11 protein-coding genes are annotated in these 14,334 nt (G+C 50.0%); 6 read left to right on the forward strand and 5 right to left on the reverse strand.

Translation table 11 applies throughout. The features are described from left to right. From KF749_17880 to KF749_17895, 4 genes are all read right to left on the reverse strand, one after another. Positions 1–1,484 (reverse strand): O-antigen ligase family protein (locus KF749_17880; protein MBX2993025.1); only part of this gene is annotated, 1,484 nt, incomplete at its 3' end. A 6-nt stretch (positions 1,485–1,490) separates the two neighbouring features. Beyond that, positions 1,491–1,757, reverse strand: a complete 267-nt coding sequence (locus tag KF749_17885; GenBank protein MBX2993026.1) for a hypothetical protein — start codon at positions 1,755–1,757, stop codon at positions 1,491–1,493. Continuing rightward, positions 1,754–2,491 carry a CpsD/CapB family tyrosine-protein kinase gene (locus KF749_17890; protein MBX2993027.1) on the reverse strand — a complete coding sequence of 246 codons (738 nt, stop codon included), beginning with the start codon at positions 2,489–2,491 and terminating at the stop codon, positions 1,754–1,756. The genes KF749_17885 and KF749_17890 overlap by 4 nt, the downstream gene beginning before the upstream one ends. A gap of 49 nt (positions 2,492–2,540) precedes the next feature. Further along, positions 2,541–3,860 carry a hypothetical protein gene (locus KF749_17895; protein ID MBX2993028.1) on the reverse strand — a complete coding sequence of 440 codons (1,320 nt, stop codon included), beginning with the start codon at positions 3,858–3,860 and terminating at the stop codon, positions 2,541–2,543. Between the two features lie 405 nt (positions 3,861–4,265). Between KF749_17895 and KF749_17900 the strand changes: the two genes are divergently transcribed. The 6 genes from KF749_17900 to KF749_17925 all read left to right on the forward strand — a co-directional run bounded on the left by KF749_17900 (position 4,266) and on the right by KF749_17925 (position 13,699). Continuing rightward, entirely contained in the window at positions 4,266–4,940 is a 675-nt protein-coding gene (locus tag KF749_17900; protein ID MBX2993029.1) for a polysaccharide biosynthesis/export family protein, read from the forward strand. Between the two features lie 17 nt (positions 4,941–4,957). After that, positions 4,958–5,920, forward strand: a complete 963-nt coding sequence (locus KF749_17905) for a hypothetical protein (protein MBX2993030.1) — start codon at positions 4,958–4,960, stop codon at positions 5,918–5,920. 106 nt (positions 5,921–6,026) lie between these two features. Further along, positions 6,027–6,971: a glycosyl transferase gene (locus KF749_17910; protein ID MBX2993031.1), complete on the forward strand. Its 945-nt coding sequence runs from the start codon at positions 6,027–6,029 to the stop codon at positions 6,969–6,971. Positions 6,972–7,051: 80 nt separating this feature from the next. Continuing rightward, positions 7,052–8,176: an SGNH/GDSL hydrolase family protein gene (locus tag KF749_17915; protein MBX2993032.1), complete on the forward strand. Its 1,125-nt coding sequence runs from the start codon at positions 7,052–7,054 to the stop codon at positions 8,174–8,176. A 505-nt stretch (positions 8,177–8,681) separates the two neighbouring features. Continuing rightward, complete coding sequence (locus KF749_17920; GenBank protein MBX2993033.1) at positions 8,682–10,949, forward strand: glycoside hydrolase family 9 protein; 2,268 nt, start codon at positions 8,682–8,684, stop codon at positions 10,947–10,949. Positions 10,950–11,146: 197 nt separating this feature from the next. After that, positions 11,147–13,699, forward strand: coding sequence for a glycoside hydrolase family 9 protein (locus KF749_17925; protein MBX2993034.1), 2,553 nt, complete (start codon positions 11,147–11,149; stop codon positions 13,697–13,699). A gap of 56 nt (positions 13,700–13,755) precedes the next feature. Here the strand turns inward: KF749_17925 and KF749_17930 are convergent. Next, the coding region (locus KF749_17930) for a hypothetical protein (protein ID MBX2993035.1) at positions 13,756–14,334 on the reverse strand (579 nt) is incomplete at its 5' end.

The following is a 14,334-nucleotide window of genomic DNA, read 5'->3' on the forward strand; positions in this document are numbered from 1 at the left end:
ACAATTGCCGATGCAAGACCGAACAACCCGCCGACATAAACATTAGGCCGATAGTACGTGAGGATGATGTCAAAGAAAGAGAAAATCAGGTGGCCGATTGCAGCGGCGGCGGCAAACACAAGTACAGCCTGCATATGCTTGTCATGCTTCAGTCGTCTGAACCCCAGCGTGGTCGCCGAAATAATCGATATGTAAAAATTCATAAAGATGATGAATCCGATGACACCCGTCTTGGCCGCCACGCCAAGAATCTGATTGTGGGGAATGTAGAAACCGAGTTCGAATCCGATCGGAAGAGGCAGTTCGTAGTCGATCAACATGCCATAGCCGGTGCCGAGCAGAGGCCTCATTCTGAACATGCGGTTCAAATCGTAATTTTCCACTCTACGAAAAAGATTGGACGTGTAGGAGTCTCCCGCAGCGTTCTCGTCGTCACCCGCGAGCCCCTCGCGAATGCTGCGCGCAGGGCCAACGAGAATGCTCTCTGACTGGGAATTCCAGAACACGGCAAGATACAGCGCAAACACAATCCCCACCTTCCATGAAAGACGAAGAAGTCTTTTCTGAACTTCACGCGGCATCAACAACGGAAGCAGCATAAGGCCTGCAGCGAGAATCGGGTAGGAGGATCTCCGCTCGCCACCAACAATGGCAAGAACCAATACCAACGCGGCAACCGTGAGAAATGTCTTTTGTTTTGTATCATGAACCTTCAATGCCCAGAGTGCAGCAGCATACACCAATAGAGTTGTGAACAACCCTGAATCTTCATGGCTCCCCCATCCATCTCCGGTGAGCCTGAAATCCGAATCAACAAAATGGTACGAGACTTCAACCGCTCTGAAAACGACTCCTGCAATTATTGCCCACAAGGCATGATTCACCTGTCTCCTGGTCCGGATCACTTGAGGAACGACAACCATCAGAATCACGAGATACCCTATTCCCCTCACTTCCCAAAGTGCAACATTCCCCACGCCACCGCGAAACAGACCAAGGCCAATGAAGAAAATCAACGCACCGCAGTATAGCAGAAGCGGCTTCCAGGCAAGAATTGGAACCCACTTCTCCCTGGTAATAACAAAACGAATAAAAAGGCCTGCCAGGATACAGCAAATATGCAATTCCAACGGATTTATGGACAGGCCTCTCAAACTCCAGTACATATTGTTGAGATTCTGATGGTAGGGATTCTCGTACGTCCACGCGTACTTCAATTGTGCCTGTTCAATTGCAATGGCAAGGAACAACAGCGCGTACACGCTGATACTCGGGCGCAGGATTGAGATTCCGACGAAGATAATGATGAAGAGAAGGGCAAACGTTGCTTGGACTTTGCCGCCCAGATAGATGTGAATGTAGCCGATAAGCAGCGTAACACCCATCACGGCAATCCATGCGGTCAACTCACTCTTGTCCTTCAGAACGGACTTCAGGTCGTTGATATAGCCGGAGATCCTGTTCGAGTTGTCAAAACTCTGCATGCTTTCCTACTCCGGTATCTCAATTCGGTGGGGTGACCCCTGCTCCTCAAACTCTTGATTCAGTGCTCTCATGTAGCCCGTCCATCCCACTTTCCAGTAGTTGACGGTGGGTGGTCTGTTCGATTGGTAGTATGAATAGATGAAGACAGAAACGGTGAGAAGTGCAGAGACAAGCAGGGTACGCCACTGCGGTCTGTAGGTTGCCAGACTTATCCTGGCGTCGGTGATTACAATGTAATACACCGCAATGAGGATCAGAACAATTACAATCACAGTTTTGCCATTCCCTGCGACACCCTGTTCATAACAAAGCCGATGATTTTGTTCTCATTGATGAACGTTACGAGCTGCGACACATCGGTTTTCTTTGTTTTTCCGGCGGCAACAACAACCACAAAACCATCGATATGACTTCCAATCAGTCCCGGGAAAGCCGGATCAGTCGCACTGGGCAAGTCAAGAATGATGAACCGGAAGTGTTCTCTGAGAGTGGAAATCACTTCGCGCAATCCAAGAACGATATCGAAGCCCATCTGACCCCCCTTCAGTTCTCCGGCCGGGAGAACCCATAACCCCTTGATGGCAGTCCGCGATAGCGTTATGGTGTCGCTACGCAACGAATCGCGAATACCCGGAAGAACACTTACACCGAAAATGTTATGTATGCGCGGATTGTTGAAGTTCAGATCGACGAGAACAGTATCATCGAGTGAATCGAGAGCAAAGAACGTTGCCAGATTTGCCGCCACAAGAGTCTTCCCTTCTCCGGCGTTCGCGCTCGTGATACCGGCAACAAGCGGCGACCCTTCGCTCCGGTTCGGGTGCAGATTGGAACCGAAGCAATTGTACCGTTCAACTGAAACTACCGACTCATCCAACATGGGGTTGGGCGGCCTGTTGTATAGAATAAGTTTGCCCTTTCGAACAAGCGGTTGCCCCGAACGCGGGCTCTGGCCTTCGTTCTCGTACTCCGGCTCGACTATTCCATCGTTTAGATCAGGTGTCATATCGTAGTGGATTTACAAGCAAATGTTGTGAGTGCGCGTCTCTGTTAACTTATGGAATATAGCCAATAATCGGACGATTGAAGACCTCGATGTCCTGCCTTCGCCGAATCGTCGGATCGTAATACTCGACAACAAACATCGCGGCAAAGCCGATAATGAAGCCGAGTGCTGCACCGCCACCGATGAGCATTCCCTTTTTCGGCTTGCTTGGCGTGGAAGGAACCATTGCCGGGTCGAGAATAACATACCTGCTGGCGCCGCGATCTGCGAGTTCTTTCTTCACCCGTGCCTGATCCAGGGATTTCTTGGCAATTTCATAACTCTCTTTCACGCGCAAGAACTCCGACCCGCGTTCGGCCGTTACCGAACCGGTGTTGATTGACGTTGAAATACCGCGAATCATATCCTCCCGGGAATTCTGCAAACTCGCCCTCTTTGATTTGCTGTTTTGAATTTCCTCTTCCAATGCTTCGCCTGCCTTCTGAAGGAGTTCAGCAAGCTCGTTGCGCGTCGATACGACTTGAGGATACACGGAAGTATATCGCATCAGAAGCTGATTGTATCGCACCGAAACAGATTTGAGCGTATCGACGTACAGCATGGCACCCTTTGGATCGAGCGCCGCTATCTGACTGACAACAGTAGGATTATCGAGGTTCTCACTGAAATGTCGTATCTGATTCAAGGCTCTCGACTGTTGTTCCAATGTCCGCTCCACGCCAGATAGATCGTCGGTAATTCTCACCAACTGGGGTCGAAGGGCTGATTCTTCGTGCGGCTGAGTGGATAAGTTCCGTTGTCGTGCTCCAAGATATTCCTGCTGTTGCCGTTCAAAATCACCGCGGAGTTCTTCGACTTTCCCTTCAAGAAATTTTACGGTCTCTTCCGCTTGTTGCCGATCAGATCGAAGCGTTGCCTGTATGTAGATGTTGCAGAGTGCTTCTGCCGCCCGTTTCGTCACTTCGGGATCTTCGTCCGCAAAGGAAATCCTGAAGCCGTCCGTTCCTGTGAGAGACGTTCCGATCTGCCGCCGGGTACTCTCAATTGTTGCATCCCACGCTTCGTTGCTTTTTCCCTCCTGCTTCCTACCGAGACTATCTAGCAAGCTTTCAATACTCGTCCGGCTGAAGAGAATCTCGTTCAGCTTGGTCAACTGATTGTCCCAATTCCACACCATGCTTGCTTTCGTCCAGTAGTCCATTAACGGATCTTTTGCCTGGGATCGTTCAAGCAAGATGGTAGTGTACGATTCATAGCGTTTCGGCATCAAGAATGCCGCGGCAACACTGATCAGAAGAATGACCGCGAACGGAATAATGAAAAACATCTTTCTTCTCCTGATAACATCCAGAACTGCTGGAATGCTCACGTGCCTTTCCATGCTACCCTCGTTTGTGTTGTAAGTGTTCTGAGTGACAAAAGATAATGAATCATTTAAGGGGAGTCAACCATCGTGCCAAGCCAAATCGCATTATTCCGCCTCTGTTTCGATGCACCGCCCCATTCACCGACACTGCGTGTGTAAATATGTTACAGTAGGTACATGATAAGATGCCAAATGAGATATTCTGTAAACGTGGTGCATGTCACCCTACAGGTAAATTCCTGCCGATGACCGTTCAGGTATATGCGGGCTGCTCCATTTCAAAACACGTTCAATTTGCTCACTGTCACTTTATTCGTTCCGTGTATTGGATATACGTGCTCGGTTTCATATATTGGGTCGAATATTTTGAAGCAAATTGAGTGCTGTTACTCATAACGGAGTCGGTGAATGAAATACTACATGTGGTCGGTTGCCAGAAGGTTTTCTGTCTTTTTCGTTCTTGCTTTACATGTGGTTCCTGCAGCGTACGGACAATCCCGAACGCAAGCTCCCGAGTATACCATCAGCAAAGGTGACCAACTGTTGATTACTGTTTGGGGATACAACGAATTCACAACGACCCAAACCGTAAGGGACAATGGCACGATTACAATGCCCTTGCTGGGAGATATTATTGCCGGCGGACTAACAAAAGATGAACTGGTGGCAAGCCTGAAGGATAGGTTGGCCGTGTACATTCAGGGCGAAATCAACATCACAGTCTCGGTATTGTCATCCATCGGGCAGCGTGTTACCATTCTTGGTTCAGTAGGAGCCCCCGGTAACTACCCGGTTTCCAGCGAAATTAATTTGCTTGAACTCCTTTCCATGGCGGGCGGATACTCATCAGACGCCCGCTTGACGGGCATCAGAATTTTTCATAAAGACAGGCTTCAGCCTGCAACCGAAGTAGACTTGGAATCATATCTGGAAACTTCAGATATCGACAACATTCCGAAGATTCGTCCGGGAGATATGGTGTTCGTTCCCCGTCAGGAAAATGTCGTCAAAGAGTTCGGGGAATTCTTACGTGATGTCGCCTTCCTCTTGACGTTGTTCAGACTCACGGATTTCGGACGTTGACAGGCGCGATCACGAATATGAATCTCATCTCCAGAACAGTCCGACTCTCCTTTCTGTTTCGGCTAATTGCCGTTTTGTGTTGTCTCGTTCCGCAAGCATTCTCGCAGACCCTCGGCGAAAAGGTCGGGCCGCAATTCCCTTTTCTTACTGGCACTGCACGCACTATCGGCATGGCCGATGCCGGAGCTGCAATTATTGATCTTGCTCCGGGTTTCGGAAGCAACCCCGGAGTCCTTGGTTTTCTTCAACGGTCTACTATTGATTTCAGCTCGCAACGGATAAAACAAGGCGTAACTTATGAACATATCGGCGTGGTGTACAAGGCTACACCGGTCGATGCTATCGCCTTCGGGTTGGATGTTTTACACTACGGCGGGACGGACTTCTACACCAAGGGGGATATTCGGGATCTCGGATTCGAATTGCGAACGGGTCTCTCCTATGGCAGAAAGCTGGGTAGCTCGTTTTCGCTCGGCGTCAACCTTCAAGCCCTTACAGCCACAACAGGGCCGACATCCGTATGGGCCTTTATTGGCGACATCGGGTTTGCTTACGCTCCCGAGAAATACATCCGATATGGTTTCTATCTGACTGGTATTGGCACCGACTATAAAATTACTACGTCCATACTGCCTACAGATTTGTTCACCTCCCAGATTGCCCGTGTTCTTGGTTTGAGCCTCGCTCTGGATTTTCCGTTTTCGAACAGAACGAAGAGAATCGTTGTTGCTGTCCAGAACGAGAAGATTCTCGGAGAACGCAACCTCCTCTACAAATTAGGTATTGAGTACTACCCGTTCTGGTCAATTGAGCGTTTCCGCGGCGCCATTCGCGGAGGGTTTCTTGCCAGAGACCTCGATGTTTCTGCGCGGTTTGGGCTTGGGATAGGGTATGGCAGCTTCTCTCTTGACTACGCCTATCAGTACTCACGCAAGTTCAATCAGCCTTCGCATATAACAACCGTGTCATTCATGTGGTAGCTGTGTGTTAGCCTGGGTTCCTTTCCGGAACCACGGCAAAGGTACTGCTGTTGTTACCTAAGTTGTATCAGACGTTCTTTGAATTATTCAGTGGTGGCGATAACAGATGAAGCTTATCCCCAAAAGCTTTCACTTCGTGTTCGGGCTTCGACCCCAAACAGAACCGTTTCATTTGATGTACTACTTATGCCTGGCATCTTGTATCGGCGTAAACAATCCGGACAAGGTGTATTTCTACTACCTCCACGAACCATACGGGCCTTGGTGGGATCTGATTAAGCCCCACTTGACTCTGGAGCGAGTTGAACTCAACCGGTTTATTTCCGAATTTCCATACCATACCGACAGCGTAATCGAATACAGTTATGCACATCATGCCGATTTCATCCGGCTCGAGAAGCTCCTGGAGAGAGGCGGGGTGTATGCAGATATTGATACACTTTTCGTGAATGCGCTCCCCGAGGAGTTTTATGATGAGCAGTTTATTCTGGGTGAAGAGTTAGGGCAGGTTATCGACGGCAACTATCACGGCTCGCTATGCAATGCTTGGATTATGTCGGCGCCGAATTCCGAATTCGGGAAGAAGTGGCTCACAAGCATGAAAGAGAGGTTTGATGGATCCTGGTCGGGACATTCGACTTTGCTTCCGTTCGAGTTGAGCCAGCGGTTCCCCGATCTGATTCGGGTTGAGCCCGAGAGATCGTTCTTCAAACACCGCTGGACGAAGGAAGGAATCCGGAAACTCTTCGAGGAACTTGATGACGATTTTGAGGGCGTCTACAGCTTTCACTTGTGGAGCCACTTGTGGTGGGATAAGAACAGAATGGACTTTTCGTACTTTCACCACGGATTGCTGACTGAGGAATACGTAAAATATGCCGATACTACATACGCGCATATTGCCCGACACTTTCTTCCAAAAACGTGTACACCGATGCGCGGCGTCTACAAGAAGCAAGTAATCAATACCCGTGTTGAGCAAGTATCGCTGTTCGTCAAGCATACATCTCAACGGATACAGTCAAAATTCAAACCGAAGACCGGCTCGTAGAGTCGGATGTTTGGGAACACTGCGCTCTTGCAGGTTCCTTTATTTATTTGAATAAGGTAAACTCCATTTTGGGGGGAAGCATGAGAAAACTCTTTTCCACCATCCTTCTATTGCTTTTCAGCACCATTGCCAGTCTGCTTATCGGAGAAGCGATGGTACGAATGGTGGCCCCCCAGCGCTTGCAGAATACCCCCGCAATGTTCACTCCCGACGACTTTCTGGTCTTTAAGCTGCAGCCTCTCTACACAGGAACATATACAACGTATGAGTTTGAGACACCAATATCTATCAATAGTGTTGGCTTACGAGACAACGAAATCGGCTCAAAACAGGAAAACAGTCTACGAATAGTAGGCTTGGGAGACTCGTTTAGTTTTGCCAACGGCGTAACACTTGAGGAGACCTATTTCAAACGTGTCGAAAGCCGCTTGAGTTCGGCATATGGACGGCCGGTTGAACTCATCAATTGTGCGGTTCCATCATACAGCCCGCTTCAGTCATTCAGAATGCTTCAGAAGTATGGAATGGCTTTTGACCCTGACATAGTCGTATTGGGCTTTTTCGTAGGAAACGACTTTGTTGAATCGATGGATTTATTCGACGCTGAAGGTAAACCACTGCTTACTGCTTCCAACGGCAACCTCGTGTCTGTCAAAGCAAGTGACCGGCAGAACGAGCGTGGGATTATTCGCCCCCTAACTACTACGGTTAGGGCACATTTGGCAAGTCACTCACATCTGTATGTTTTCCTCAGAGATCGAATGTCGAACATGCTGTCGAAAGCAGGCCTGCGGCCGTTTAATCTTCCACCTGAGTTTTGTGCAAAAGAGTATTCGCCGCGCATGGTGCAAGGGTGGGCAATAACCAGTTCCATCCTGCGGGATTTGTCCGAATATGTGCGAAACTACAACAAACGCCTTGTAGTTGTAGTGCTGCCTGCTATTTATCAAGTGTACACGAATTCGTGGAGTGAGTACATCAATGCCCTGAAGCTGAATCCCGACCTGTACGACCTCGACAAGCCGCAAAAACTACTCGCTGAGTTCTGCCGTGATGAGGGAATCGAATTCGTTGATGCACTCCCGGCATTGCGATCAAACTCAGCCAACGCTCAACTCTTCTTCCCCGTTGATGGTCACCCGACCAAAGAAGGCCACGAAATAATTAGCGAAGTACTTGCCAGCTACCTTCTCAATCGACGTTAGACACCCACCTTAGATAGTCGCAAAAATTTGCACTGATTCAACATCAACCAAAATACCATCAATAATTGGCGATAATTAACAAAAATTACTCGTTCTGATTCTTGATTTTCCTATTCTGTTCGTTATATTCAAGAGCCACTTGTGCACTTGTTAAACGAAAACACTGTGAGGAGGGTAGGAAATGAGGACTTGTCGAGTTTTTCTGCTTTTGCTGTTCTGTTTTGTACATATACAACAACTTTCCGGGCAGGAACCAAGCGGGGGCATAATCTCAGATCTCGTCTTTTTCGACGATGTTCTGAACCCAAAGGCACGATTCCATCCATGGACCAGCACTTTCAGCGGTATAGACACAAATATCAAGCGTAACGGGACCGCGAGCCACAGGTTTGCATTCGGGAATCACGGCGGGTTTCATGCTTTCTGGCATGGGATAGCAAACGATCCTTCGTGGTCGGGACCGGATACGTCCGTTTTCTGGGCTCAATCATCAAGCAGGCTTCAGGTGTGGGTGAGGTCTTCGACAACAGAACCCGACAATTGTACATTTGAATTTTTTGATAACTTCGATTCTCGACTCGGGAGGATTTACTCGGCGCCAATTCCGCAGGCAGATACGTGGTTCCTGATTGATGTGCCGATTCCGGCCAACCTGAGAAATATCCCGTTGAAAGGAATTGAAATCTATGTCGGCGGCAGAAGCAAGAATCTCTGGATTGACGACTTCAAAATCACAAACGTACGACTCTATGCCGGGTCGGGTGTGCGTGTTGCTAACATGAACTTCATCGGAGCAACACAACTGGGCTTCATCCCTGCCGGAAAGAAACAATTTTCAACCCCGGTAGAGTTTACATCATTTGTCATCCGACGTGTCAGTGATAATGTAACGGTGTTTACTGGCGGTGCCCCTGTTCGGACTGTTACCGATGGTCAGGGCGTTTTGAACGGCGCCCCCGTGTGGATTGGCGATTTCTCCGGCCTGCAAACGCCGGGCAGGTACAAGATTGTTGCCGGAAGCATGGAATCGAGGCCGTTCGACATACGCTCGGACATTTATGATGAAGTCACACGATCTGCCCTGCGGTTCTTCTATTACCAGCGCGCATTCACCGCGATAACCCAGCAACATGCTGAAGGGCCATGGTTCCGGCCTACGGACGCCGACAAAGCTCCGACAGGAATTGTAAAAGGCTGGCACGATGCTGGCGACCTGACAGTCTACAATGCAACCATGACGCAATCCATTTTCTGGCTGCTCGAAACGTGGTCTGACTTTGCGCCAACTGAAGACAATCTGAACATTCCCGAAAGCGGCAACGGAGTTCCCGACCTTCTCGATGAAACCCGCTGGGGGCTGGAGTGGCTACTTTCAAAACAAGAACCAGCAGGAGGATTCTGGTGCAATACAACTGCAGCCAATGGCACTAATACGTACCAATACGGGCTGACCTTTCCGCACACCGTTGCTCCGTATATCAACAGTGTGCCGCCTACTACTCAGGCTACGGCGAAAGCTGTTGCCGTTCTCGGGTATGCCTCCGGTGTGTTCAGGCCGTTTGATGTTGTGTTTGCTGACCGCTGCCTTGAGGCCGCCACACGGGGATGGAATTGGATGATTGCAAATCCCAATTTGACGAACGACGGAAGCCCCGGAGGCACGGGGAATATGCGAAATCCGTATGCACAGGGAAACGACCAGTCGCTCCTCAAAACTAACCGTATGTGGGCTGCTGCCGGCATGCTGTATGCAACCGGTCAACAGCAGTATGAGAATGCGTTTCAACAGTTCTACGAGCCAATCGGTTGGATCAGCTCGTACAGTAAGAGTGAAGCGTTTGCTGCAAGCCTGTACTTGCGCGTTCCCAGCGGCGCAAACCAATCCACCAAAAATACAATCAGGCAGCGGATTTATGAGATGGCAAACGGAGTTCGTAACGATGCGCAGGGACATCCGTTCCAGTTTGCAACGCATTACTACTGGGGCTGTAACAGCAATGCCATGCACCGCAGCGGTCAGTTTTCATGGCGGGCATTCACGCTGGATACAACCCGCACTGCCGACCGTGATCAAGGGTTGGCGAATATCGAATACCTGTTTGGAAGAAACTATCTCAATCAGTGCTACATCAGCGGCGTGACAGGAGTGACTGATCAACGCATGAAGGGTTTTCACCATTGGATGAAGGCTCTGAATGCAAACCCCTGGCATTTCCCTGGAGCCCTTGCGGGCGGACCAAACCAATCTCCCGACCCTAATGACATTTCGTACCCGAATGCGCAACCATACCCAGTATTCGGGTATTGGGGAGACCCTTCCAACCCCCGAACAGGAAGCGTGCCTATAGAAGGCCGCTTCACAGATAACGACAGTTGGTCAACAAATGAAGTCTGCATCAATTGGAATGCAGCACTCGTGTACAATTTATACGCCGCACGACGGGTTGCGCGCGGTTCCTCAGCAACCGCGTCTCCTGGGGACAAGGGGGTTCCGAGCGAGTATGTTCTCGAGCAGAATTTCCCCAACCCCTTCAATCCGAGCACGGAAATCCGCTTCTCCGTTCCCGAAGCAAGCTCAGTACGCTTGGCCGTGTACAACATTCTCGGTCAGGAAATCAAAGTACTGGTGAACGACGTGATTGGCCAAGGCTACCACACTGTAGCCTGGGACGGAAGCGATAATGGCGGGAAACAGGTTTCATCAGGAATCTACTTCTACCGGATGCAGGGAGAAAATTTTGCAGCGGTGAAGAAGATGATCTTTGCAAAGTAGAATCCACACCTTACCATTGCAACACATTGAAGCCCCATTCTACTGAATGGGGCTTTGTGTTTCTCGAAGTCTGTTTCCCGGCCTGCCTGCCGACCACTTCACCGGACCGACGATTCAGTGCCGTAAATCGTTGGACTTCCCCGGCCTTTTCGATATATTCCTTTCAATACAATCATACTCATCAGGAAATTACCTAAATGAAGATTCTCATTTCCACGTTACTCGCCTTGCATTTCTTGTTCATGCCAACGTCCTGCAAGAATGAAATTAGGAATGAACTCAAGAAGGCAACGGAAAAGGAGCCCGACACATTCGTGCACTATGTCCGGGGAAAGATTGTCTCCCTTGATCCGGAAAAACAAATGCTCACCGTGTCACACCAGGGTATTCCGGATTATCTCGATGCAACGACGAGCAGTTTTCGTGTAGGGCATTCCTATCTCTTCGCTGGTCTTGATGTCGGGAAAGAAGTTGAAGGAAATCTCGTCGTCTCAAAGGCTGATACCTGGCTTGAATCATTGAACCTGGTTCTCCTGGAGCCGGAGGGTGGAACAATAACTGATCTAATCATCTTCGATGAAAACACGAACCCCTTGATCTCCCTCGGATCGTACTCAATCAATAATCTGAATCGAACGACTACTGCGGCAAAGGTCGGCAGGTATTCTCTCGGGGCGCAATGGGGATATCATGCAGGTTTGCAGATCAATATGCTGAACAGCGATACGTCGGTTTTCTGGTTTCAGAAGAACTCCCGACTGCAGTTCTGGACCCGGTCGAGCGCAAGCGGTAACAGCGCGTTAAACATCTCCATTGTCCCCCTCGGAGGAACATACTTCTCTCTGGATCCCTCCTACAACCCGGGTTCGAACGCAAACCAATGGTATTTCGTTGATATTCCCATTCCGGAGAATTTTCTGGACATGCCGTTCGTCGGACTCGTAATTCAGGGTCCGGGAGTGCAACATACGCGTTACATCGATGACCTGAGGATCAAGAATGTCCGGCTGTATGCGGGCCCGGGTGAGCCGCCGGTTGCCGCCATCGACTACATTGCGGCATCTCAAATTGGATACGCGCCGAACATGAAGAAGCAGTTTACTTCACCGCTTGAATTCCAATCGTTTCAGATTGTGCGAGTGAGCGATAATGCGGTCATGTTTACGGGAGGGCCACCCGTGCGTACCGTGAAATCGGACGTAGTGGGCGTGCCGCCGCCGAAAGTGTATTTCGGGGATTTCTCTCAATTCAAGACTCCCGGACGATACAAGATCGTCGCGGCCAAGAAAGAAAGTCTGCCGTTCAATATTAAGGAAGATGTGTTTGACGCGCCGATTGTTGCTGTTCAGAAAATGCTCTATTACCAGCGTGCCTTTACGCCAATTGAGGAGCCGTACGCCGAGAAGCACTGGACCCACCCCTCCGATGCCGACAAAGCGCCGCCCGGGGTTGTCAAGGGTTGGCACGACGCCGGTGACCTGACGGTATATATGCCGACCGTGTGTCAAACGCTCTACTGGTTGCTTGAGGCGTACAACGATTTCCGGCCGACGGACGATCAAACGAACATTCCGGAAAGCGGCAACAACGTTCCCGACCTTCTTGATGAGACGAGATGGGGCTTGGAATGGGTTCTTTCGATGCAAGATAACAACAAGTCTCAAACTGGAGGATTCTGGGGAACCGCGTGCGTAGGATGTTCAAATAAGGATCAGGGGTATGGCAGAACTACACCCAATACCGTCGAACGGTACTGTAAAGTCCACCCGCCTACAACTCAGAACACTGCAAAAGCCGTAGCTGTGTTGGCATATGCTTCCGTGCTCTATCAGCCATTTGATAAGGAATTTGCTGCAAAGTGCCTTACAGCTGCGAAGAACGGCTGGCGATGGATGCAAGCCAATCCCAACTCGACAAGGGACGGGGGCACAAATTGCGATGCGTATCAACAAGGGAATGACCAGAACCAGCTGAAATCCGCCCGTGCTTGGGCAAGTGCCTCACTGTTTTACACAACCGGCGAGCAGCAATACAACACCGCATACCTGAAGGACTATCTGCCGACGGATTGGATCTCATCGTACTCGAAGAATGAGGGTTTTGCGAACAGGACGTACTTGCGTGCCACTGGGGGCGATGCCAATCTCAAACAACAGATACGCGATCAAATTTACAATCATGCAGACGGCGTGCGTAACGATGCAAACAACCATGCGTTCCAGTACGGTACGTTTTACTACTGGGGCTGCAACAGCAATGCAATGCACCGGACGGGACAGTTTTCGTGGCCCGCGTACAACCTTGACCGGACACGTATTGCCGACCGCGACGCCGGATTCGACAACCTTCACTATATTTTCGGGAGGAACTATCTGAACATCTGCTACGTAAGCGGAGCGTACGCATGGGGGGCGACGCGGTACAGAACGGAAGGATTCCATCACTGGATGAAGGCGTTGAACAGGCCTGACTCGCTGTTTCATTTTCCCGGCGCGTTGGCCGGAGGCCCGAATCAGGCACCGGATTTCAACGACAAATCCTGGTTGAATAACACGCCGCCAACCTACGGCTATTTTGGTGATACACGCGGGGCAAAAGGAAGCCGCATCAACAACATCCGCGACGGGAGAACGCCGCTCGACGGGCGCTTTACAGATAACGACAGCTGGTCGACAAACGAGATTGTGATAAGCTGGAATGCGGTGTTTCTCTACAACTTGTACGCGGCACAGGCAGCAATCAGAAATTGATTGTGCTCCAATCTAAGGCACAGGGAAAATGGGCACCGCGACAATGTGGAAGACGCTCAATACTGTAGCTTCTGCTTTAGATACGGTTCGATAGAGTTTCTGAGTTTAGCGGTTGCAAGTTCGTGCCCAGCAGCAGTCCAATGCCCGTCGAACGTGTGATACAAGGGTTTCTCCCGAACCGACGAGGTTTTGAAATCTTCACACATATTAATCACCTTGATGCCGGCCTGGTTGCAAAACTTCTCCATGTGCTCCTGTGGCCACATGGAGTAGATACTATCGGCTTCAAAGTCCCAGAATTTGCGACCCTCCCTCCACTCCCATCCGTTCACCTGAATTCCGTACGGGTACAGCGTCATCCAAAAATCGATGTTCCGGTGCTGCAGTGTATCACGAATCAGTGTTATGTATTTCACCGTTAGTGCCCAATCTTCCGCTCCTCGGTTGAGGTAATGACTGCGCAATTGGGCGAGCTTGTCAAAACGAAGATCACCCGAACGGATTCCTTCCCGTTTCTTCTGTTCGTTTCTTAGGTACACCCGAAATCGAACAAAGTTGTAGAGCCGGATGCGGTCTTTGAGAAAGTCCTTTGCCGCGACAATGAGACGCGAGAGGAACGATTCTGCCTTGAGGCT

Source organism: Bacteroidota bacterium (assembly GCA_019637975.1).
Lineage (GTDB): Bacteria > Bacteroidota > Ignavibacteria > UBA10030 > UBA6906 > CAADGV01.

Bases quoted from the DNA above. Each gene is read 5' to 3' on its own strand.
- KF749_17910 (MBX2993031.1), top strand. From the start codon at position 6,027: ATGAAGCTTATCCCCAAAAGCTTTCACTTCGTGTTCGGGCTTCGACCC.
- KF749_17925 (MBX2993034.1), top strand. From the start codon at position 11,147: ATGAAGATTCTCATTTCCACGTTACTCGCCTTGCATTTCTTGTTCATG.
- KF749_17915 (MBX2993032.1), top strand. From the start codon at position 7,052: ATGAGAAAACTCTTTTCCACCATCCTTCTATTGCTTTTCAGCACCATT.
- KF749_17890 (MBX2993027.1), bottom strand. From the start codon at position 2,491: ATGACACCTGATCTAAACGATGGAATAGTCGAGCCGGAGTACGAGAAC.
- KF749_17905 (MBX2993030.1), top strand. From the start codon at position 4,958: ATGAATCTCATCTCCAGAACAGTCCGACTCTCCTTTCTGTTTCGGCTA.
- KF749_17900 (MBX2993029.1), top strand. From the start codon at position 4,266: ATGAAATACTACATGTGGTCGGTTGCCAGAAGGTTTTCTGTCTTTTTC.